Below are 20,041 nucleotides of genomic sequence, written 5' to 3'. Positions count from 1 at the left end.
CATTCCTCTTCCATAATATTTCAGTGATATTTCATTTTAAATAAATCTTTCCTCTTGTATGTAATAGAAACATTTGGAAGGTAACTCATCGTTGCAACTTTGAAGTGTTTTTGGGAAACTGAAACGAATAGAAGGAGGATATCATATGAAATTAGACCACACTGGAATTGCTGTTCGCGACATGCAGGAAGCCATTTCATTTTATACAAAAGTACTTGGAGGAACTTTAACAAAAGAGTACTCGAATCCTGCGCCTGGTGTCGCTTCCAATATTGCGGTCATCGAATTCGATGATGCGCACATCGAGTTGTTGACGCCAACAAGTCCGGATAGTCCGATTGCTCGTTTTTTAAAACAACGCGGGAAAGGTGTCCATCACATTGCTTATCGCGTAGAGAATTTAGATCAAGCGATTGAAGAAGCAAAACAACAAGGGTTAACATTTTTAGAAGATACGTATCGAACGACGCCATTCGGACGACGACTGATTTATATGAATCCCCGGCATTCACACGGCGTCATTACGGAACTCTGTGATTATCCAGAGAACCTATAAAAAAATCAGCACTGCGATAGCGCAGTGCTGATTTTTGTTCTATACCATTAGCCAAGTTTTGCAACGATTTCCCGATTGAATGCAGGAATATCATCTGGTTGACGACTTGAGACGAAATTATCGTCAACGACGACTTCTTCATCTGCAAAGTCCACACCAGCATTTTCTAAATCAATTCGAATTGATTTATAACCTGTCATTTTTCTTCCTTTGACGATTTTTGCGTTAATCATCAATTGTGGTCCATGGCAGATCGAGAAAATTGGTTTTTTCGACATATCGAATTCTTCGACGAATGAGACGAAACGCTCGTCTTCTCGAAGTAAGTCTGGTGAAAATCCGCCTGGAATCAGGAGAGCATCGTAGTCTGCTGCTGAAGTCTCATCAATCGAGAGATCAACATTTACTTTTGCCTCTTCCTGTTTGCCGACGAGTTCTACACCTTTTTTGGCACCAATGACAGTAATCTCGTGCCCTGCTTCTTTTAATGCATCAACCGGTCCTGTGAATTCTACATCTTCAAAATGATCGGCGAGTACGACTGCTACTTTTTTAGACATGTGATTCATCCCCCAAGTTGTTTGATTTAAATCGGATCTTCTCCGCGATCTCGTGGAGAGACCGTATCATCTGGCATTTCGTCTTTTCCTTTTAGGATTTCCTTTTGTTGCTCCTCTGTCAGTTTCCGTTCTTTATTCGACAGACGATCCCGTTCATCTTCAAATTCTTCATTTGGACGATCGGTTTCTTTCGGTGCCATGGAAAGCCCTCCTTATGATTCGTCGATTATGTTTATAGTGAATCGACGACTTTAACAGAAAGATCGACATCAATGTTACCACGTGTCGCTTTCGAGTACGGGCAGAAATTGTGTGTCTTCTCTAGTAAGTCTTCGGCTTCTTCTTGCGATACGCCAACGACCTCGACGACGAGTTTCGCTGCAATTTTTACACCGTTATCCGCTTCGTCCTGTAAGAGGCTGACTTCTGAATTCGTCCGCGTCTCGACTCGTTTTTTTGCTTGGCGCGCCATCAAATTATAGGCACCATCAAAACAAGCGGCATATCCTGCTGCGAATAACTGTTCCGGGTTTGATGTCGGAATGTCTTCTTTGCCTTTTGTTCCTGGCATGACTAAATCGAGATTGATGACGTTATCGTCTGAAGCGACTTTCCCGTCGCGACCACCGACTGCTGATGCACGTGAAGTAAGAATGACGTTTGACATGATAGAAAACCCCTTTTCCTGTTGAATTAAAAAATGCTTTTTTTGCCACATAGACAGTAATACCCGTCACTGAGGGAGATAAACACAAGAGGTGTCTATCACCTTAGCTAATCATTTTTTAAGTAGACAAAAAAGACGATGAACTCGAAGTCCATCGTCTTGCACATTCTATTTCTTATCCAATCTCTTCTGTTGCAGTTTCTTCTTGGTCAGGCAATTGAAGATAAATCGATTTCACTTGATGATTATCGACTTCCATGACTTTGATCGTGTATTCCTGATAGCGGAATTCTTGACCACTCGACACTTCCGTATCCTGTGCCATGACCCAGCCACCAATCGTATCGATGTCTTCTTCTTCGATTCCTAAGTTAAAACGTTCATTTAGGTCATCAATCAAGACACGGCCTGAGATGCGGTATAATCGCTCATGAATTTGTTCGATATCTGCTTTCTCATCCTTATCGAATTCATCTCGGATTTCTCCGACGATTTCTTCCAAGATGTCTTCCATCGTGATGACACCAGCCGTACCACCGTATTCATCGATGACGAGTGCCATCGGTGTCCGTTCCACCTGCATTTTCAGCATGGCATCTTGAAGCGGCGAATATTCGGATACAATCGGCAAGTTGTGGATGTAATAGCTTAATGCTTTTCCTTTGTTCGCCATATGATCCGTAAATAATTGTTTCGCATTGATGAAGCCAAGGATTTTATCCTTATCTCCTTCTTCCGCTACTGGGTAACGTGTGAACTGATACTCTTCAACGAGGCGAATGATGTCCTCCATCGATGCATCGTTCGAAATCGTGATTAAGTCCGTCCGCGGTAACATGATGTCTTTCGCGATCCGCTCATCGAACGAGAAGATGTTCTGCATGTAGGAAAGCTCAGTCTGGTTGATTTCTCCACTCTTATAACTCTGTGTCATGATGATTTTAATCTCTTCTTCAGAATGGACTTCTTCGTGTCCCGCTGGCTCGACGCCAAACAACCGAAGAATGATTCGTGCTGAACCGTTCAATGTCCAGATGAAAGGTTTCATGATTTTACCGAACCAATATAGTGGTGGCGCGAGTAACATCGTGATCGCTTCCGTTTTTTGAATCGCTAAAGATTTTGGAGCAAGTTCTCCAAGCACGACATGAAGAAACGTTACAATCGAGAATGCAAGAACGAACGAAATGATCGTCGAGACGGAGTTCGGAATGTCAATCTCTTCGAACAACATACCGAGAATTGCACCTACCGTTGATTCTCCTAACCACCCGAGACCAAGCGCTGTCACCGTAATCCCGAGTTGACAGGCCGATAAATAATAATCCAAATTCTCAAGTAGCCTCTTCGCCACTTTCGCAGTCTTGCTTCCTTCTGTAATCAACTGATCGATTCGAGACATTCGCATTTTGACGACCGAAAATTCGGCAGCTACAAAAAAAGCGGTTAAGACGATGAGTAGTGCAATGACGAGTAACCGAATGATGATCGTCGTCGTGTCGAATGTCTCCATTGAGTGTGTACTGTCCAATCGTTTCCCCGAAGAAAGGGGATTCACCTCCATTAATATAAAGCCAGATGCCGAGGCATCTGGTGGTTTACAGCAAAAAGAAGCTTCAGACTTTCAAAGCTTCTCTACTTTTTCATATTCATACTATAACGGAACTTTCACAAAATGTGTACTTGAAGACATCATTTCAGACCGTCAGACGACATAGAGAATAAAGATTACGATCATGAGTAACATCGTGATTCCCTTTAACAAGGCACTTGATAAGATACCGAGGACTGTTCCGATCCCGACTGAAACCGAGGTTTGCCATGTCTTTTTACTAATGATTTTTTCCGTCAAGATGGCGAAGACGAACGGGAAAATTAATAATCCGATACCCGGCAAAATAAATGGTCCCGCAATCAATCCGACTGTCGTTGCGATCTTAGCCGCTTGTGAGCCTCCTCGTCGATCGACGGTGTAGGCGCTAACGAGATAATCGAGTGTGAATAAGAGAATGATGAATATCGCTTGAATCACCCAAAAACTAATCGATAGTTCAGAGAACCCGAATCCAAATCCATAAATCAAGAAGCCCACAACTAAAATCGGTGCACTTGGGATGATCGGATATACGAGGCCTGCAAAAGCGACGAGAAAACACACGACGATCAGACTCCATAACAAAATGGTCACTTTCTATCCCTCCCTTCCTTTTTGAATCTCTTGCCATTATTACGTCGAAGATGAGACAAAGGTTTCATTCAACGCCCGATGGATTTGTTTTTGTAAAAAATCACGATCCCAGTCGTTCATTGTTTCAAAACGTACTTCCGAACAGATGTATGGAATGAACCGTTGAATCGTTTCATAGTGAGCTGGTAAGGCTTGCCGCTTCATCGTTCCAAGCGACTCAAGCATCGTCGCGAGAACTGAAATATCTTCTGCTCCGTAATGTCGTAGTTGATAAAACGTCGTGTATAACAATTGTTGGTAAGTTTCCCTGACGACGATGTGTTGCTGGTCCTTTCCAACAACTAGCACACCATCTGGTATTACGGCATACTGTCGCATTAAGTCACCAATAATCCGAACCGCATGTCTCGCTGTATTCGGATCATTGATTCCGGGAGAAATCGCACGTAAAGCAACTTCACTTAATTTTTCAAGAACAAATGCAAAATCCTGTTCTGAAGATTTCGTCGGTCCAATCAAGATACTTTCATTGATATCCCGGCAAGTTGCCCGTCCGATGGCTTCTCCCTCTGTTACGAATGAGCCGACCGTTCGATCAATATACACGCGGTCTTTCTGATCAAAAACATCATAATCGACTGCTTGAATATATCCGGTTCGAGTTGCCTGAATAAGATGTGGATAATTTGTCGTCATCTTTCTTTCAGTAATCTTTTGTTCTCCTGATCCTAGATGTTCGACTTGTCGTTTCAATAATTCGTTCCCTTCTTCGTGTAATCGATCGAGTAATGTTGTCACGCGAATCGACTGACTGACGATATGAATGAATGCGACGAATGCCACGATCGATATCAACACGACGAGAACGGCTACTGTCGAAGCGACGACGCTCGTCTTCAACGCCGGACGAAGAAAAAAGAGCATCGTCATCGAGTAACTGACCGCTCCAATGAATATGCCGAAAATGTGTTGCACTTGCCGATTCTCAATGAAGTTAGGCAATGTCCGCGGTGAAAATTGTGAGGAATAGGTCGTCAATACGACAAGAATGGTTGAAAATGTGAATGTCATCATGGCGAGCAGTCCGGTAAAGACAGAACTATGGATTGTCTGCGCTAAGCCAAGCGTCGTTTGCCAGTCTTTTGGAAACCAGTTTGATATATACACATCTAACCACGTCACGATTCCCGTCAAACCAATCCCAATGAGACCATATAACAATGGCCACCACCAATTGATTTCTCGAGACAGGACTTTCAGCTTCTTCAAAATAAAATTCCTCCTTTTTATAGCACTATATTGATTGAATTCCTGATTTAAAGCGCTTTAAAACCCATCTAACTGACTGACTTTGAGCAATATGTTTGGTCGAAGTGCACGGATGTGTTTTACTTCTTTTCATAACGTGAATAACTTAATTGTTATGAAAACGAATAGGAGATGAAATGATATGGCTCAAAAAAACGAAGCAACATTGCATACAGATTTCACGAAGATTTACATTGATGGTCAGTGGCGCACAGGCGCAAGTGACAGCAACATGACGAACACGAATCCTTTCACGGGTGAAGAGCTCTTTACAATCTCTGCAGCAAATCAACAAGATTTAGATGACGCTTATGAAGCGGCTCAAGTCGCTCAAAAAGACTGGGCGAAAGTTCCTGCCTTAAAACGTCAAGGTCTCATTGAAAACTTCTTGAAAGTCTTGTACGAAGAGAAAGAAACGATCATCGAATGGTTGATCAAAGAGTCCGGAAGTACACGCATCAAAGCGGAGGGTGAATTCCTTGCTTCTGTCTTGATCGTCAAGGAAGCTGCGACATTCCCACTTCGGATGCACGGTGAAATTCGTCCATCGGTCGTACCAGGCAAAGAAAACCGGATTTACCGTAAAGCACTTGGTGTCATCGGTGTCATCAGTCCATGGAACTTCCCGTTCCACTTAGCTGTACGGTCGATCGCTACTGCCATTGCCATTGGGAACGCAGTTGTTGTTAAACCGGCTACGGACACACCTGTTTCAGGTGGATTGATTTTTGCTAGTCTATTTGAAAAAGCTGGATTGCCAAAAGGTGTCTTGAATGTCATCGTCGGTCGCGGTTCAGAAATCGGTGATGCTATCGTCGAACATCCTGTACCACGCTTGATTTCATTCACAGGATCCACTGAAGTTGGTCGTCATATCGGTGAACTTGCTGGTAAACACCTGAAGAAAACAGCGCTTGAACTTGGCGGAAACAACGTCTTCGTCGTACTTGATGATGCTGATCTCGATCGTGCGGTCGAATCTGCTGTCTACAGCAAGTTCTATCACCAAGGTCAGATTTGTATGTCAACGAACCGGATCCTCGTCGCTTCTTCGATTCATGATGAATTCGTCGAGAAATATGTTGCTCGTGTAAAAGAGCTACAATACGGTGATCCATCACACGATCGGACACAGGTCGGACCGCTCATCAACCAATCACAAGTTGAACGGATTCTTGAAGATCTCGAGAAAACAAAAGCTGCTGGTGCAACCGTTCGTGTCGGTGGCGAAGCAAAAGATAACGTCATCGCACCTACTGTCGTCACTGGTGTTACGAATGATATGCCACTCGCTAAAAATGAAATCTTCGGACCGGTCGCTGTCATCATCCCGTTCGATACGGATGAAGAGGCACTTGAAATCGCGAACTCGCTTCCGTACGGATTGAGCGGCGCTGTCCATGGTTCTTCTATTGAACGCGCGACTGCCTTTGCGCTTGAAGTCGAGACTGGTATGATTCACATCAATGACCAATCAGTCAATGATGAGCCGCATATGCCATTCGGTGGTGAAAAAGATTCAGGACTTGGTCGCTTCAATGGTGAGTGGGTACTCGAAGAATTCTCCACTGTCCAATGGTTGTCTGTCATGCATGATCGTCGTCAATACAAACCATTCTTCGAATAAAAAAAGAGTAGGGTTCTTCCCTACTTTACATACTTTTGTTAAGGAGTGATTTCATATGCCGTTATTACGATTCGACGTCATTGAAGGACGTTCAGAAGAAGAGTTAAAAACATTACTCGACACTGCACACGATGCGATGGTCGAAGCCTTCGATGTTCCGGAGCGTGATCGCTATCAGATCGTGCACACGCACAAAGCGCATGAGATGGTCATTCAGGATACAGGACTTGGTTTTGAACGAAGTAAAGATATCGTCCTCATCAGTGTGACGAGTAAAACGCGGACAGAAGAGAAGAAACAACGTCTCTACCAATTGCTCGCAGAACGATTAGAAGCAAACTGTGGACTTGCACCGACTGATTTGATGGTGTCGATCGTCGAAAACGATGTTGCAGACTGGAGCTTTGGTCTTGGCGAAGCACAATTTTTGACAGGGAAACTATGATTGCTGATAAATAGAACGAAAAAAGGAAGGGTGTTACCGATAAGTTTCGGTAGTACACTTCCTTTTTTTGCTCACACTTCATTGAATGAGCAATGAACATCTATATGACTCATTCCTCAGTCTTTTCCACCTTCTCACGTGGATTTTCCCGTTGCAACGGTGCTTTCCAACTAAACTGATCAGGTTCTGGAACGAAGTCAAGCCCTCCTGGATGAAATGGTTGGCAACGAAGCAGGCGACGCGTCGTCAAATAACTGCCTTTTACTGCACCATGACGTTCAATCGCCTCCATCCCGTAATGGGAACACGTTGGATAAAATCGACAAGTGGCTGGTTTCATGGGAGAGATGACTTTTTGATAAAAACGAATTCCTCCCATTAAGACACGTTTCATACTGTCCCTTCTTTCATCTTTTTTTTTAGTGTAACGCATCTGTCCATCATTTTCAGATGTTCTGCCTTATACTAAAAGCAGAATTAGAAGAAGGATGTGTTGAAATGAAGGCATTAACATTCCATGAATTCGGAACGTCCGATGTACTACGGTTCGAAGATCTGCCAACACCAACAATCACCGAACATGAAGTTCTGATTGAAATGAAAGCGATTGGTCTGAATTTTGCAGATATCTATCGTCGAAAAGGAAACTATCATTTAGAAGGTCAGCCTCCTTATATATTAGGTTACGAAGGGGCAGGTATCATCACAGCGGTCGGTACAGCTGTTTCGACGTTCCACGTAGGCCAACGGGTTGCGTTTGCAGATGTCCCGCTTGCGAACGCTGAGTACGTAGCAGCACCTATCGATAAATTGATCCCTCTTCCTGACGGTATAACTTATGAAACAGCCGCATCCGTCTTATTACAAGGGTTGACGGCGCATTATTTGACTCGCGATAGTTATCGTATCCAACCAGGAGACACCGTCTTAGTTCATGCTGCTGCCGGTGGCGTGGGGCAATTACTGACACAACTTATTCGTTTACTTGGCGCAACCCCGATTGGATTAACTTCTTCCCCTAACAAGGCACAGATCGCAAAAACTGCCGGCTGTGAGTCTGTCTATTTGTACTCAGAGGACTGGGTTGACCACGTGCTCGCGCAAACTTCTGGTAGAGGGGTCGATGTCGTCTATGAATCCATTGGTTCTACCTTAATGGATAGTTTTCATGTAACGAAAGTTCATGGAACTGTCGTCTTCTATGGTATGGCAGGCGGTGATCCCGTACCTGTCGATCCCCGCTTTTTAATGGATACATCTAAAACATTAACAGGTGGCGACCTTTGGAATGTGTTAACGTCTTCTGAAGAACGCATCCGTAGATCGGGTGAGCTGTTTGATTGGATTCTGTCTGGTCACCTTACTCTGTCTTCCCCGACAACGTTTGCTTTATCTGATGGAAAAGCAGCGCATGATTTTTTAGAAAGCCGACGCAGTACAGGAAAGTTACTGTTGCTTCCCTAATCATTTTTTAAAGACGACTCCCCTCGAGTCGTCTTTTTTATGTGAAATTGGAATTATCGATTGCTTTTTTATAAGGAAGAGAGTAAAGTAAATTTCATCAAAACCTAAAACTCAAATTAGTTTTGAGTTTTAGAAAGGGGATTTGTATTTATGTTTCGCTCAGAATGGAAGAAATTGAAGAGTCCGATGATGATTGTCGTCATTCTCGCCCTCATCCTCGTACCGTTTCTTTACAACTCCATCTTCTTATCTGCATTCTGGGACCCATACGGTCAAACAGAAGATATCAAGGTCGCTATCGTCAACGAAGACAAGGCGACGAAGTTTAAAGGAGAGAAAGTCGACATCGGGGATCAATTCGTTGACAAACTCAAAAAAAATGATGATTTTGATTGGCAGTTCTTATCTAAGGACAAAGCCGAAAAAGAACTACGTGACGGTAAAATCTATATGACGGTCGTCATCCCGAAGAACTTCTCTAAAAATGCAACAACACTACTCGATGATCATCCGAAGAAGATTGAGTTGGAGTATTACTTGAATCCAGCCAAAAACTACTCGGGGACACAAATTTCGAGTACGGCTGCAAAACAATTAAACGAAAAGATTCGAAAATCCGTGACGAAACAATACAGTAGTGCGATCTTCGGTGCGTTGAAGAAAATCGCAAACGGTATGGAAAAGGCATCGGACGGTTCTTCTAAACTAGAAGATGGCAACCATAAAACAGCGGATGGTGCCAAAACACTGGCAACGAATCTTGGAAAGCTCGCAGACGGCAGTCTGACACTGTCCGAGAAACTCGGAGAAGCAAATCAAGGTTCTAAAAAACTCAGTGACGGGGCAACGACACTCGACGAAAAAACTGCCCTCTTCGCTCAAAAAACGGGTGAGTTATCTTCTGGGTTGAACACACTTGATGAAAACGGCGGAAAATTACAGGCAGGTGCCGCGCAACTAGAAGACGGGGCAACAAAACTCAGCGGTGGCTCGACACAAGTCCGTCAAGGGGCAGAACAACTCGCTGCAGGTACGGCTCAGCTCAACGAAAAAATCCCTCAATTGACGGACGGATTAAATCAACTGGATGAAAAAGCACAAGCTGCGAACGCTTTTTTAACACAACTCAATCAAGATGCTGAAAAGGCGAAACAGGACTTACGCGCCCGTCGCGAAGCTCTTGAGGCGAACGTCGCTCAACTAAAAGAAGTCATCTCTACTTCTGAACAGTTATCAGACGAAGAAAAACAAACATTGCTCGGCTCTATCAGTTCATTAGAAGAAAATGTCCAAAATCTTGCTGCCCAAGAAGGCGCGATTGATCAAAGTCTTGCTCAAGCAACGGACGCGACGAAGAAGATTGGTCAACTCGCTGCAGGGGGTCAACAAGTCGAGTCAGCTGTCTCGCAACTGAACGCTGGACAATTGAAGATCGTCGATGGTGCGAAACAAGTTGAGTCTGGCGCACAACAATTAGCAAGCGGTCAACAGACATTCAATGAAAAACTCGGTCAGTACACTGCCGGTGTGCACAAAGCCGCAACCGGTGGCGCCCAACTAGCTGACGGTGCGAACCAACTGTCAGATGGCACACATCAACTTCAAGCTGGGGCTAGCGCGTTGACTAGCGGGTTAGGACAATTGGCATCTGGTTCAACTACGATTACAGATGGAATCGGCAAAACGACCGATGGGGCTTCAAAAATCGCGGATGCCAATACCAAACTTGAAGACGGGGCTAAAACATTGAAGGACGAGCTCAGTAAAGGGGCGAAAGATGCGACCGTCAAACCGACGAAAGAACGGGATAACATGCTAGCAGAACCCGTCGTCTTAAAAGAACATGACTATTCGACGGTCAACAACTACGGTTCTGGTTTATCAGCTTATATCCTTAGTATCGCCTTATTCGCAGGTGCCTTGATGTTCTCGTCTGTCTATCAGATCCGTCCGGAACATGGTGAAAGTCTGACATGGCGCTTCCTTGTCGGTAAATTATCACTCATCTTACCGATTGGAGCGTTGCAAGGTGTCGCAGCGGCTACAGCCATCGTTTATGTCCTCGATGCTGATGTCGCGAGTGTTCCTGCGCTCTACGGATTTGCTGCCTTAACAGGTATGACGTTCATTACGATTCTGTTCACGCTCGCGATGCTACTCGGTCGCGTCGGACAGTTCCTTGCTTTCCTACTACTTCTGCTTCAAATCGGTGGCAGTGGTGGTACGTTCCCAGTCGAGATGACGCCAAGCTTCTTCCAAGCCATCCATACGTTCTTACCAATGACGTATTCAGTCGGCGGATTCCGTGAAGCGCTTGGACTTGGTGTGACAGACGCCCTCATCTCAAACAGTCAAGTCCTTGCGACCATCTTAGTCGTCGCGTTGATCATCAGCTTCGTTGGAGGGCTCGGAGCCAAGCGAATTTTACTCTCAACGAAAGTGAGACCAAAACAACATGACACAGTCTGATAAAGAAACACTGATACTAGACTCAGCGATGGCTTGCTTTTCTGAACTTGGTTATAAAGGTACGACGATCGAGCGTGTCGCCCGACGCGCTCATGTCGGAAAACCGACTGTCTACCAACTGTTTGAAAGTAAACTCAACCTGTTCGAATCGCTCGTAACACGTGTGCTGCAAGAAATGAAAGAAGAAGCAGAACGCGCTTACGTCGAACATGCGACGGTAGAAGAAAATAAGCAAGCAATGATCGACGCTATCGTCTATCATCAGCAACAACATTTGTTCATTCTTCAAATCATCGAAGAAACACGCAACTTAAAATTACAAGAGATGCAGGAACTACGGACACGTATCGAACGACATGTCGTCGAATATCTCAAAACGCTACTTGAGACTCGCCTTGGACAAGATGATCGTGATGTACCAGTCGATGTCACAGCCTTTCTGATTTTCCGGACGTACATTGCGCTAATTGCCGAATGGCCATTGATTGCTCGACCTTTAGAATTAGATACGATTCGTCGTGCCATGTTACGCATTTTATGAATTGAAAAACCGCCGGTCAGCTGATCGGCGGTTTTTCATATTCTCGATTCTTTTCTAAATTTCGTGCTGTTTGACTAGAAGTAACTGTTTTTTCATCCTTCAAAGTACCAAACAACCAATCTCCCACCGGATTGGATACACCAAACCAATAATGTTCATTTTTGAAATGATGTAATAGATGCGTCTTTTTCATCCATTTTCCAAAACGTGTTCTCGGTTTCAGTGGAACGTGTGCCACGTAATGTTTCCACTCGTAAACGAGTAACATGACGATCAATCCACTTGCAGCTGCGGCTGTCGAGACGACCGATTGCGTCAGAAGATAGGTCAGAGCCGCAAAGAAACTAAGATTCGGCAAGGAATACCAGACGGGCAAAAACAACAGATGCAGTTCATTCGGATGCGCATGATGATCGTAGTGAAGTCGCTTCAACAGCTTTCGTCCGAACGCATTCTTAGGTGGTGGCAAATGAAACAAAAAGCGATGGGTCAGGTATTCACTGAAACTAAAGATGATCAGTCCAAGACAAAAGAACAGTAAAATCGACCAATGAAATGGCTGAGCAAAGACATAACTACTGATCGCAATCAGTAATACGAGCATGATCAAAATATCCGGAAACAGAAAAAAACGACGATAGATATTTGACATAGGTGCCTTCCCCTTCCTCTTTCGTTACAGCATATCATCGTACGTTCATCGATTCGTCACGTTTTTTACTTCAAGTCGTATAATCATTCTCGCTCCCTCCTTTATACTAAATAGAGAATGGAGTGATGATTACTTTGAGTTTATCGACCGGAATCATCTTTGTGTTGCTCGCTTATACACTCATGTCGCTTTACGACGTGTGGCAGGTATACCGGATAACGAGCAAACTTTGGATATTTGTATTATTTCTTGCAACATTAATTAGTCTCATCGTTGCCTTTTTTGTGGCCCCTGTCCTTGCGCTATTCTTTTACTGGTCACGCCATCCATTGAAACGAAACATTGGTATCGTGTTACTGATTGTCGTGTGTCTTATCTCGGTCATGACAAAACTATCGTCTTGATTGAATTCCTTCATGAACATTTCATGAAGGTTTTTTCATGTCCTACTACCGAAGAAGAGGCGGCGCATCAACTCACGTTCCGGCATTTCCGTCGTATTGAGCACATCTAGAAATGGTCGATCATCATATGAAATCTTCAGGATTTCTGAACGGACTTGGTCCTTCTCCCAATCGATAATTGCTACTGGAGCAACAGCTGTTTCCTGACATCCAAGTGCACCTGGATTAATAAAGAGCGTTTGCTCTGTCTCGACTTGTTGCGCTGGATGATGATGACCGAAACCAATGATCCGTGCCTCACTTCCAGCAAACAGGACGGATAAGCTTTCTTTCGTTCCATCCACTGCTTGCTTTAATGGCTCTTCACCAATCTTCTTCGTCTGGTCGGCGTAAGCATAGTGCGTCAGGTGCATCGTTTGTTCCTGATGCGTAACATTTAAGATACGTGGTAAGTGCTCCAAATACTTTTGATTCTCTTGCGTCAACGTATCCGCGATCCATTGATGGTGCTCTTTAGCATGTCGGTAACTATCGGGATAGGTCTCCCCATGGATTAAAGCAAGGACACATTCATCATGATTTCCAGAAATCGTCTGGATATCAGACCGTTGTCTTAATAAATCAATGACCTCATTATGCTCTGGTCCAATACCGACAAGATCACCGAGACAATAAGCGGCATCGATATCTGTTTGTTGATCAAGATGGGACAATACAGCACGCAAAGCTGATGCATTGCCGTGAATATCTGTAAAAAGCATAACTTTCATGTAAACGCCTCCATTGTTGGTACATTAGGATTTCCCGATGATATCGTGAATTCCTGTCAGATTTCAGGAAAAATAAATTGTCAGAAAATATTGATTATTGATCAAGAGCATGTTAGGCTTAGAAAAATTCACAGAGAGGGGCACGATCGAATGATTCCGACGCAACAGCCATTTAACCAAGCCGGACGACTGATTATTCTATGCATGAGGGACTGAAAACTTTTCCGATGATGAAGCGGAAATGATTTTTGGGCCCTTCTTTCGATGCATCGAATGAGGCGCCCGCACAGAATGAGTGGCGCCTATCCCAAAAACGGATAGGCTTTTTTCATGGCAAAAAATAGAGATAGATAGAGAGAGGATGACAACGTTGAAAGAATATGCGATGGATCGAATGGTAAAAGTATCAGCTGGAATGGCAAATGCCGTTCTTGTAACACTTGGTGTCGGACTTCTGATTGAGACACTCGGAAATCTTCTACATATCCAAATGTTACTGACGATTGGTGGTGTCGCAAAAGTACTACTCGCTCCCGCGCTTGGTGCCGGTATTGCCTTTCAGCTCGGAGGAAACACACTTGTGCTGTTCAGCGCGATGATCGCAGCGACGATCGGTGGTGCCGCCCTTCAATCGACTGCTTCTGGACTCGTTCTTGTACCCGGTCAGCCGATCAGTGCATTACTCGCGGCTGCTGTCGCTGTATACGTCGGAAAACGCATGACTGGAAAAACGAAATTTGACATGATGGTCATCCCAATGAGCGCTGTCCTTGCTGGCGGTGTGACCGGAATCGGTGCTGCTGCCGTCACGACACCACTCCTTACAAAATTCAGTGCCATGATCACAGCTTCAGTCGAGTCTTCTCCTATTGCTACATCTCTTGTTATTGCACTCATCTTTAGTGTCTTATTGATGTCTCCTGCTTCGTCCGCTGCACTCGCTATCGCTTTGCAACTTGATCCTGTAGCGAGTGCCGCTGCACTCATTGGCTGTTCCGCTCAATTCGTCGGCTTTACGTTGATGGCATATCGTCAGACGGATCCAGGTGGTTTGATTGCTTCATTCTTTGTAACACCTAAAGTACAATTCCCGAATATCGTTAAAAATCCACGTCTTGTCGTTGCACCGTTTCTCGCAGCGATGATTTCAGCTCCTGTCGCGACGCTTCTTCTCTCTTTGAAAGTACCGTATGAACTCGCAGGACTTGGACTCAATTCGATGATTGCCCCACTCAATATCTTCGTCAATCAAGGCCCTCAAGCGTTCCTTGTCTTCTTCTTGACTGGTGTCGTTCTACCTGGTGTCTTGACGCTCGTCTTCTATCGATTGACGACTGTCGCAGGGTGGACGAAGCGCGGCGATCTTCATCTCGAAATTCAATAAAACATTTTACCACCCTTCCAACTATTCCTGATTGATTTCGGGAATAGTTTTTTTAACGCAAAAAAATCGTTCCTTCGAAAAGGAACGATTTCGGTATGATTCTGACTGGGCTCGAACCAGCGACCTCTACCCTGTCAAGGTAGCGCTCTCCCAGCTGAGCTACAGAATCATGCTGTGTTGTTACTGGGTATGTTTTTATTATAGCAGCATATCGAAAAGTGTAAAGCCTTTTTAACAAAAAAAATTATCTTTTTTCAAAATGATCTTTTTAAATAAAAACAGTTTTAAAGTTGCGGGTTCTATGAGTGTCCTCTACTATGTAAATAAGCACATATAAAAAGAAAGGAGCGTTCATATGAACTTCTTAACCCGATTTAGTTTGAAGAACTCGGTTGCTGTCTTCATCATTGCAATCCTATTGATTTTAGGAGGCGTGTATTCCTTCTCACAATTAAAAGTCGATCAGTTCCCGGAAATCGAGTTTCCTCAGATTTCAATCGAAGCGGTTTACCCTGGTGCATCACCTGACGATGTCGATAAACAAGTCGTCTCAAAGCTTGAAACTTCGCTTAAAGGAATTGAAGGGGCTACCAAGCTAACAAGTTCTTCTTATGAAAGTATCGGTATCTTAAACATCGAATTCCCGTTCGATACTGATATGGATAAGGTCGAACAACAAATCGATGCTGCCATCCAAGATGCGAATCTACCGGAGGAAGCAACGACGAAATTAAATCGTCTGTCCTTTGGATCGTTCCCGATCTATAATATCTCCTTCTTTAGCAAGGATGGTAAAGACATCGAGAAAATTCTAAAGGAAGATATCGAACCTGAACTTAATAAGATTCCAGGCATCAACAGCGTGTCGGTTGGTGGCTATAAGGATGATCTCGTTCAAATCACCGTCGATAAGGAAAAAGCGACGGAAGCGGGTCTCTCGCTCTCAAGCATCAAGGAACAAATCAATGGAAAGTATGTCTCGTTCCCATCAGGTCAGCTATCAGAAAACGATTCGAAAATTCCGATTCGCGTTGAAGAAAAACTAGAAAATCTAGATAAACTAAAAAATCTCCAATTGACACCTGCTGCAGGTGCAGCTAGTTCAGCAAGTAACGGTCAGTCATCTGCAGGCGGTCCACCACAAGATGCAACACAAGGACCACCAAGTACAACAGGTGGAGCAGCTGCAGATCAGACGGCTGAACCTGCAGAGCCGATTCGCCTAGAGGATATCGCAAAAATCGAAGCAGTCTCGCAACAAAGTGAAAAAACACGTTACGACTTAAAAGATTCCTTATCGATGGCAATCACGAAAAAACAAGATGCCAATACGGTCGAAATCGCAGATGAAGTCACGAAGATCCTCAATAAATATGATGATCAAGTCGACTATACGATTGGGATTGATTCAGCGAAGGATATCGAGGAATCCGTTGCGACACTCGTCAAAGAAGGATTACTGGGTGCACTCTTCGCATCACTCGCTGTACTCTTATTCTTACGGAACCTCCGTGCGACGATCATCGCCATCGTCTCGATTCCATTATCATTACTCATCGCAGCGATCTTCTTGAACTGGCAAGATATATCCCTGAACATCATGACACTTGGTGGGATGGCTGTTGCAGTCGGTCGTGTCGTCGATGATAGTATCGTTGTCATCGAGAACATCTTCCGGCGCGTCCGAAAATCCGAATCCGGTATGACGGATGAGATCATCGAACAATCGACAAAAGAGATTCTAAAAGCAATCACGTCATCGACGCTGACGACCGTCGTCGTCTTCCTACCGATTGGATTTGTCGGTGGGATTACTGGTAAGTTCTTCTTACCGTTCGCTTTGACGATTATTTTCTCATTACTTGCTTCACTACTCGTTGCGATTACGATCGTACCGATTCTCGCGAAGTTTGCATTCAAGAAGGTACCAGCGGAAGAAAAAGAAGGTGCTCTTCAACGTTGGTATGGCAAGCTGATTGAAAAATCACTCTCGCACAAGGCAATCATCTTGGTCGTATCGTTTGTCCTTCTCGGTGGTTCTTTGGCGATCGTACCGCGTCTCGGCTTTACGTTCATTCCGAACGAAGCATCGAAGACCTTGACGGCATCGCTTGAACTTCCTGCTGCTACATCACTTGAAAAAACAAGTGACGTCTCGTTTGAGATGGAAAAAATGTTCGACAAAGAACAAGCCATTGCTGACGTGACGACTTCTGTCGGAGCACGTGACTTCACGACAGGCTTACGTCTCGATAATAAAGCAAGTTATTTCTTGAATCTAAAAGACGGCGTAAACGTCGAGAAAACGATCAAATCACTTGAGACACAGATGGAAGACATCGCTCAAGATGAAAACGTCGATGTCAAAATCAGTGTGGCTGAACTATCAACAGGTGGTCCTCCATCGAATAACAATGTCGATGTCGACTTGTTCTCGAACGACCTCGAAGCTCTTCAAGAGGCGGCAAAACTCGTCGAGGATAACATGTCGAAAAATAATGATTTGAAATATATCACGAACAACTTCAGCGAAAAACAAAAGCAGTATCTCGTAGAAATCGATCCTGAGAAAGCAAGTGATCGCGGACTATCTGGTTTCCAGATTCTCGGTACCGTCAACGATCAAACGAAGCCTGTTACGGTCGGAACACTCAATCTCGACAATAAGGATCAAGACGTACAATTATCTTATGAAGAAGGTCTCGTCTCGAAAGAAGATCTCGAAGACGTCCAACTCTTCTCAGCAAACGGTCCTGTCGCTTTGAAAGATGTCGCGAACGTCAATGAAGTCGAGACCTTCACATCGATTCAGAAGCTCGATGGAAAAGTATATGCTCGCGTATCTGGACAAGTCAAAGGAGACGACGTTCAAAACGTATCGAATGCCGTAAAAGCTGACGTCGAAAAAATCGATTTACCAGACGGTGTCTCACTGACAAGTGGTGGCGGAAATGACGATACGGTTGAAATCTTCCAATCACTTGGAATTGCGATCGTCGTTGCAATCGGACTTGTTTACCTGACAATGTTGATTACGTTCGGAAAAGCTCGGATTCCATTCATCATCTTGTCTTCTCTGATCTTTGTTCCGATCGGTTCACTCGTCACGCTCTTCCTTGCGAATGAACCATTGTCTGTCAGTGTCATGATCGGCTTCCTGATGTTGATCGGAATCGTCACCACGAACGCAATCGTTCTCGTAGACCGCATCGGTCAAAACGTCGGACGTGGTATGCCGATTCGCGAATCATTGATTGAAGCTGGTAAAACGCGATTACGCCCAATCCTGATGACCGCATTTGCAACAATCATGGCATTGGTACCACTCGCATTAACCACTTCTTCAGGAACATTGATCTCAAAAGGTCTTGCCTTGACGGTCATCGGTGGATTAACGACCTCTACGTTGTTAACACTTATCATCGTTCCTGTCGTCTATGAATTGTTCTTCTTCAAAAAAGCAAAAAAAGAACGTACGACTAAGTAAATGCACATGAAAAGGAGCCTATCGCGATCCAAGCGATAGGCTCCTTTTCATTCTATAAGACCTTACGATTCTAACTGTTCATCCGTTCGTTCCAACGTACCATCATGTTGCGCCACTAATCCGTCGAGGACGGATGGCTCAAACTCTTCACCAATCGCGATGATCCCTGTTTGTCCAGGCGGAATGACACCGAGTGTTCGTTTGAATGTTTCTTGGATTTCTTGATTTTCCTTCATGTCTTTCGATCCACCAATTAGCATACCCGTCATCGAACCAAGTAAGATGCCGAATGTGCCTCCTAAAATACCAACCGCCATTCCAATTAACGACCCTTTGACGGCGCGATTCGATCCACTTAGGTCTACAGCATCTTCAAACGAAAAAGCACCATTCTCATTTCGCTTGATGACGGCAATCTGTTCGAAATCGACTTGACCTCGCGCATGATATTTCTTCAATTCACTGAACACTTGATAGGATGTCGCTTCTTCTTTGAACGTAAACGTCATGATGTGATGTTTCGCATCTTTTTTTGCCATTCGTTCCACCTCTTTCACCTGAGACGAATAACCGACTAAGTCAACATCCTCTATTTACCATATTTTTAAGAAGTCGAAACCTTTACTGGTTTCCATGGTGCGAGATGGAAATACTCTTCCATTGTTAGTCCACTGACTTTTAGGCGAGCGGCAAGCGTTGCTCCGACGTACCGATAGTGCCAGCTCTCATACGTATAACCCGTCCAAGATTCTTTGCCCGATGGATAGCGGAGATGGAAGCCATAGCGGTGAGCATTCGCAAACAACCATTTTGCCTCTTTTGTTTTTGAAAAGCTAAACGTGGCGTATTTTGTTGAATCAGCGCCTCCGATATCAAACGCAAGACCAGTCTGGTGTTCACTTTTTCCAGGTTCCGCACTATACGTACTCGCCTTCTCATATCCATCACGCGCAACATATTTATCAAATAACGTTTTTTGATAGGCATAAGAGCGATATGTACTAAACGCAACGAGCGTAATTCCCTCTTTTTTAGCCGCTATACGCATTTTCTCAAACGCTGCTCTTGCTTGTTGATTCTCACCCGGGGCGTACGTCGAGCGGAGCGCTAAGTTCTTATTCGCGATGAGGGTCTTACCGATCCGTTTTCCACCGATTTGTTCATCCGTCAGTAGATACTTCGTACTCGCATACCCAATCTTCGTACCATATTGTACTTTTGACCACGTACCGACTTTCGACAGTTCCGTCACATAGATCCCCGTCGGAATGACGGCAAGACTCGGTTGATCAATCGATGCTCCTTTACGCAAATGAAGGGATGTCTTTGCTTGTCGATAAGTAGAAGTCGATGCTTCGACCGTTGGTATATACACTGATGTACAGACCGCTGTTAATGTCAACGTCGTGATGAGTGTCGTGATGTATTTCATGAATCATTTATCTCCTTTATGCATGTTCTAATCTGCATCCATATTTTAGATTAGAATACCATTCTTTTTTTCAAACAGGGTTCTTTC

The 20,041-nt window shown here is 44.3% G+C and carries 20 protein-coding genes and 1 tRNA gene; 9 read left to right on the top strand and 12 right to left on the bottom strand.

Annotated elements, in window-relative coordinates; genetic code table 11:
• Nucleotides 1-145: 145 nt before the first annotated feature.
• Complete coding sequence (mce, locus tag ACZGCQ_RS15330) at nt 146-556, top strand: methylmalonyl-CoA epimerase (protein WP_481266769.1); 411 nt, start codon at nt 146-148, stop codon at nt 554-556.
• Between the two features lie 47 nt (nt 557-603).
• Here mce and ACZGCQ_RS15325 read toward each other — a convergent pair whose 3' ends face one another.
• The 6 genes from ACZGCQ_RS15325 to ACZGCQ_RS15300 form a co-directional block, all read right to left on the bottom strand.
• Nucleotides 604-1,116 carry a type 1 glutamine amidotransferase domain-containing protein gene (locus tag ACZGCQ_RS15325; RefSeq protein ID WP_290716447.1) on the bottom strand — a complete coding sequence of 171 codons (513 nt, stop codon included), beginning with the start codon at nt 1,114-1,116 and terminating at the stop codon, nt 604-606.
• A 26-nt stretch (nt 1,117-1,142) separates the two neighbouring features.
• Nucleotides 1,143-1,316 (bottom strand): hypothetical protein, encoded by a 174-nt coding sequence (locus tag ACZGCQ_RS15320; protein ID WP_481266768.1) that lies wholly within the window; start codon nt 1,314-1,316, stop codon nt 1,143-1,145.
• Between the two features lie 32 nt (nt 1,317-1,348).
• Nucleotides 1,349-1,783, bottom strand: a complete 435-nt coding sequence (locus ACZGCQ_RS15315; RefSeq protein ID WP_023467178.1) for an organic hydroperoxide resistance protein — start codon at nt 1,781-1,783, stop codon at nt 1,349-1,351.
• Between the two features lie 175 nt (nt 1,784-1,958).
• Nucleotides 1,959-3,296, bottom strand: coding sequence for a hemolysin family protein (locus ACZGCQ_RS15310; protein WP_023467176.1), 1,338 nt, complete (start codon nt 3,294-3,296; stop codon nt 1,959-1,961).
• Nucleotides 3,297-3,488: 192 nt separating this feature from the next.
• Nucleotides 3,489-3,971 (bottom strand): DUF456 domain-containing protein, encoded by a 483-nt coding sequence (locus ACZGCQ_RS15305; RefSeq protein WP_481266767.1) that lies wholly within the window; start codon nt 3,969-3,971, stop codon nt 3,489-3,491.
• Nucleotides 3,972-4,010: 39 nt separating this feature from the next.
• On the bottom strand, nt 4,011-5,240 hold the full coding sequence (locus tag ACZGCQ_RS15300; protein WP_481266766.1) for a DUF2254 domain-containing protein: 1,230 nt from the start codon (nt 5,238-5,240) through the stop codon (nt 4,011-4,013).
• A 181-nt stretch (nt 5,241-5,421) separates the two neighbouring features.
• Between ACZGCQ_RS15300 and ACZGCQ_RS15295 the strand changes: the two genes are divergently transcribed.
• Together ACZGCQ_RS15295 and ACZGCQ_RS15290 are read left to right on the top strand one after the other, a co-directional pair.
• Entirely contained in the window at nt 5,422-6,906 is a 1,485-nt protein-coding gene (locus ACZGCQ_RS15295; protein WP_481266765.1) for an aldehyde dehydrogenase family protein, read from the top strand.
• A 55-nt stretch (nt 6,907-6,961) separates the two neighbouring features.
• Nucleotides 6,962-7,351 (top strand): tautomerase family protein, encoded by a 390-nt coding sequence (locus ACZGCQ_RS15290; protein WP_214729182.1) that lies wholly within the window; start codon nt 6,962-6,964, stop codon nt 7,349-7,351.
• A gap of 109 nt (nt 7,352-7,460) precedes the next feature.
• Here the strand turns inward: ACZGCQ_RS15290 and yidD are convergent, their stop codons facing one another.
• Nucleotides 7,461-7,745 carry a membrane protein insertion efficiency factor YidD gene (yidD, locus tag ACZGCQ_RS15285; RefSeq protein ID WP_214729180.1) on the bottom strand — a complete coding sequence of 95 codons (285 nt, stop codon included), beginning with the start codon at nt 7,743-7,745 and terminating at the stop codon, nt 7,461-7,463.
• Between the two features lie 104 nt (nt 7,746-7,849).
• On the opposite strand from yidD, the gene ACZGCQ_RS15280 reads away from it, so the two are divergent.
• The 3 genes from ACZGCQ_RS15280 (at nt 7,850) to ACZGCQ_RS15270 (ending at nt 11,825) form a co-directional block, all read left to right on the top strand.
• On the top strand, nt 7,850-8,815 hold the full coding sequence (locus ACZGCQ_RS15280; RefSeq protein WP_481266764.1) for a quinone oxidoreductase family protein: 966 nt from the start codon (nt 7,850-7,852) through the stop codon (nt 8,813-8,815).
• Nucleotides 8,816-8,965: 150 nt separating this feature from the next.
• Complete coding sequence (locus ACZGCQ_RS15275; RefSeq protein WP_481266763.1) at nt 8,966-11,284, top strand: YhgE/Pip family protein; 2,319 nt, start codon at nt 8,966-8,968, stop codon at nt 11,282-11,284.
• Entirely contained in the window at nt 11,271-11,825 is a 555-nt protein-coding gene (locus ACZGCQ_RS15270) for a TetR/AcrR family transcriptional regulator (RefSeq protein WP_029340803.1), read from the top strand. The genes ACZGCQ_RS15275 and ACZGCQ_RS15270 overlap by 14 nt, the downstream gene beginning before the upstream one ends.
• A gap of 16 nt (nt 11,826-11,841) precedes the next feature.
• On the opposite strand, the gene ACZGCQ_RS15265 is transcribed toward ACZGCQ_RS15270, so the two are convergent.
• Nucleotides 11,842-12,477, bottom strand: a complete 636-nt coding sequence (locus tag ACZGCQ_RS15265) for a sterol desaturase family protein (protein WP_481266762.1) — start codon at nt 12,475-12,477, stop codon at nt 11,842-11,844.
• A gap of 125 nt (nt 12,478-12,602) precedes the next feature.
• Between ACZGCQ_RS15265 and ACZGCQ_RS15260 the strand changes: the two genes are divergently transcribed.
• Nucleotides 12,603-12,881: a hypothetical protein gene (locus tag ACZGCQ_RS15260; RefSeq protein ID WP_481266761.1), complete on the top strand. Its 279-nt coding sequence runs from the start codon at nt 12,603-12,605 to the stop codon at nt 12,879-12,881.
• Nucleotides 12,882-12,916: 35 nt separating this feature from the next.
• Here the strand turns inward: ACZGCQ_RS15260 and ACZGCQ_RS15255 are convergent, their stop codons facing one another.
• Entirely contained in the window at nt 12,917-13,651 is a 735-nt protein-coding gene (locus ACZGCQ_RS15255) for a metallophosphoesterase family protein (protein WP_481266760.1), read from the bottom strand.
• Nucleotides 13,652-14,012: 361 nt separating this feature from the next.
• Here ACZGCQ_RS15255 and ACZGCQ_RS15250 point away from each other — a divergent pair, with 361 nt between their 5' ends.
• On the top strand, nt 14,013-15,035 hold the full coding sequence (locus ACZGCQ_RS15250) for a PTS sugar transporter subunit IIC (protein ID WP_029340800.1): 1,023 nt from the start codon (nt 14,013-14,015) through the stop codon (nt 15,033-15,035).
• Nucleotides 15,036-15,131: 96 nt separating this feature from the next.
• Here ACZGCQ_RS15250 and ACZGCQ_RS15245 read toward each other — a convergent pair.
• Nucleotides 15,132-15,204 (bottom strand) — tRNA-Val (locus ACZGCQ_RS15245).
• A 186-nt stretch (nt 15,205-15,390) separates the two neighbouring features.
• Here ACZGCQ_RS15245 and ACZGCQ_RS15240 point away from each other — a divergent pair.
• Complete coding sequence (locus ACZGCQ_RS15240) at nt 15,391-18,522, top strand: efflux RND transporter permease subunit (RefSeq protein ID WP_214809118.1); 3,132 nt, start codon at nt 15,391-15,393, stop codon at nt 18,520-18,522.
• A gap of 62 nt (nt 18,523-18,584) precedes the next feature.
• On the opposite strand, the gene ACZGCQ_RS15235 is transcribed toward ACZGCQ_RS15240, so the two are convergent.
• On the bottom strand, nt 18,585-19,061 hold the full coding sequence (locus ACZGCQ_RS15235; protein ID WP_481266759.1) for a hypothetical protein: 477 nt from the start codon (nt 19,059-19,061) through the stop codon (nt 18,585-18,587).
• 65 nt (nt 19,062-19,126) lie between these two features.
• Nucleotides 19,127-19,954, bottom strand: coding sequence for a M15 family metallopeptidase (locus ACZGCQ_RS15230; protein WP_069940310.1), 828 nt, complete (start codon nt 19,952-19,954; stop codon nt 19,127-19,129).
• Nucleotides 19,955-20,041 lie beyond the last annotated feature (87 nt).

It is taken from the genome of Exiguobacterium sp. HSB13 (assembly GCF_056764755.1).
The sequence above is the reverse complement of the archived record's forward strand: the minus strand, read 5'-3'. Positions and strand labels throughout refer to the sequence as shown.

Coding starts and splice junctions, on each gene's coding strand:
- ACZGCQ_RS15230 (WP_069940310.1), bottom strand. CDS start 19,954: ATGAAATACATCACGACACTCATCACGACGTTGACATTAACAGCGGTC.
- ACZGCQ_RS15315 (WP_023467178.1), bottom strand. CDS start 1,783: ATGTCAAACGTCATTCTTACTTCACGTGCATCAGCAGTCGGTGGTCGC.
- ACZGCQ_RS15325 (WP_290716447.1), bottom strand. CDS start 1,116: ATGTCTAAAAAAGTAGCAGTCGTACTCGCCGATCATTTTGAAGATGTA.
- ACZGCQ_RS15235 (WP_481266759.1), bottom strand. CDS start 19,061: ATGGCAAAAAAAGATGCGAAACATCACATCATGACGTTTACGTTCAAA.
- ACZGCQ_RS15310 (WP_023467176.1), bottom strand. CDS start 3,296: ATGGAGACATTCGACACGACGACGATCATCATTCGGTTACTCGTCATT.
- ACZGCQ_RS15275 (WP_481266763.1), top strand. CDS start 8,966: ATGTTTCGCTCAGAATGGAAGAAATTGAAGAGTCCGATGATGATTGTC.
- ACZGCQ_RS15255 (WP_481266760.1), bottom strand. CDS start 13,651: ATGAAAGTTATGCTTTTTACAGATATTCACGGCAATGCATCAGCTTTG.
- yidD (WP_214729180.1), bottom strand. CDS start 7,745: ATGAAACGTGTCTTAATGGGAGGAATTCGTTTTTATCAAAAAGTCATC.
- ACZGCQ_RS15250 (WP_029340800.1), top strand. CDS start 14,013: ATGACAACGTTGAAAGAATATGCGATGGATCGAATGGTAAAAGTATCA.
- ACZGCQ_RS15290 (WP_214729182.1), top strand. CDS start 6,962: ATGCCGTTATTACGATTCGACGTCATTGAAGGACGTTCAGAAGAAGAG.
- ACZGCQ_RS15295 (WP_481266765.1), top strand. CDS start 5,422: ATGGCTCAAAAAAACGAAGCAACATTGCATACAGATTTCACGAAGATT.
- mce (WP_481266769.1), top strand. CDS start 146: ATGAAATTAGACCACACTGGAATTGCTGTTCGCGACATGCAGGAAGCC.
- ACZGCQ_RS15240 (WP_214809118.1), top strand. CDS start 15,391: ATGAACTTCTTAACCCGATTTAGTTTGAAGAACTCGGTTGCTGTCTTC.
- ACZGCQ_RS15265 (WP_481266762.1), bottom strand. CDS start 12,477: ATGTCAAATATCTATCGTCGTTTTTTTCTGTTTCCGGATATTTTGATC.
- ACZGCQ_RS15320 (WP_481266768.1), bottom strand. CDS start 1,316: ATGGCACCGAAAGAAACCGATCGTCCAAATGAAGAATTTGAAGATGAA.
- ACZGCQ_RS15280 (WP_481266764.1), top strand. CDS start 7,850: ATGAAGGCATTAACATTCCATGAATTCGGAACGTCCGATGTACTACGG.
- ACZGCQ_RS15260 (WP_481266761.1), top strand. CDS start 12,603: ATGATTACTTTGAGTTTATCGACCGGAATCATCTTTGTGTTGCTCGCT.
- ACZGCQ_RS15270 (WP_029340803.1), top strand. CDS start 11,271: ATGACACAGTCTGATAAAGAAACACTGATACTAGACTCAGCGATGGCT.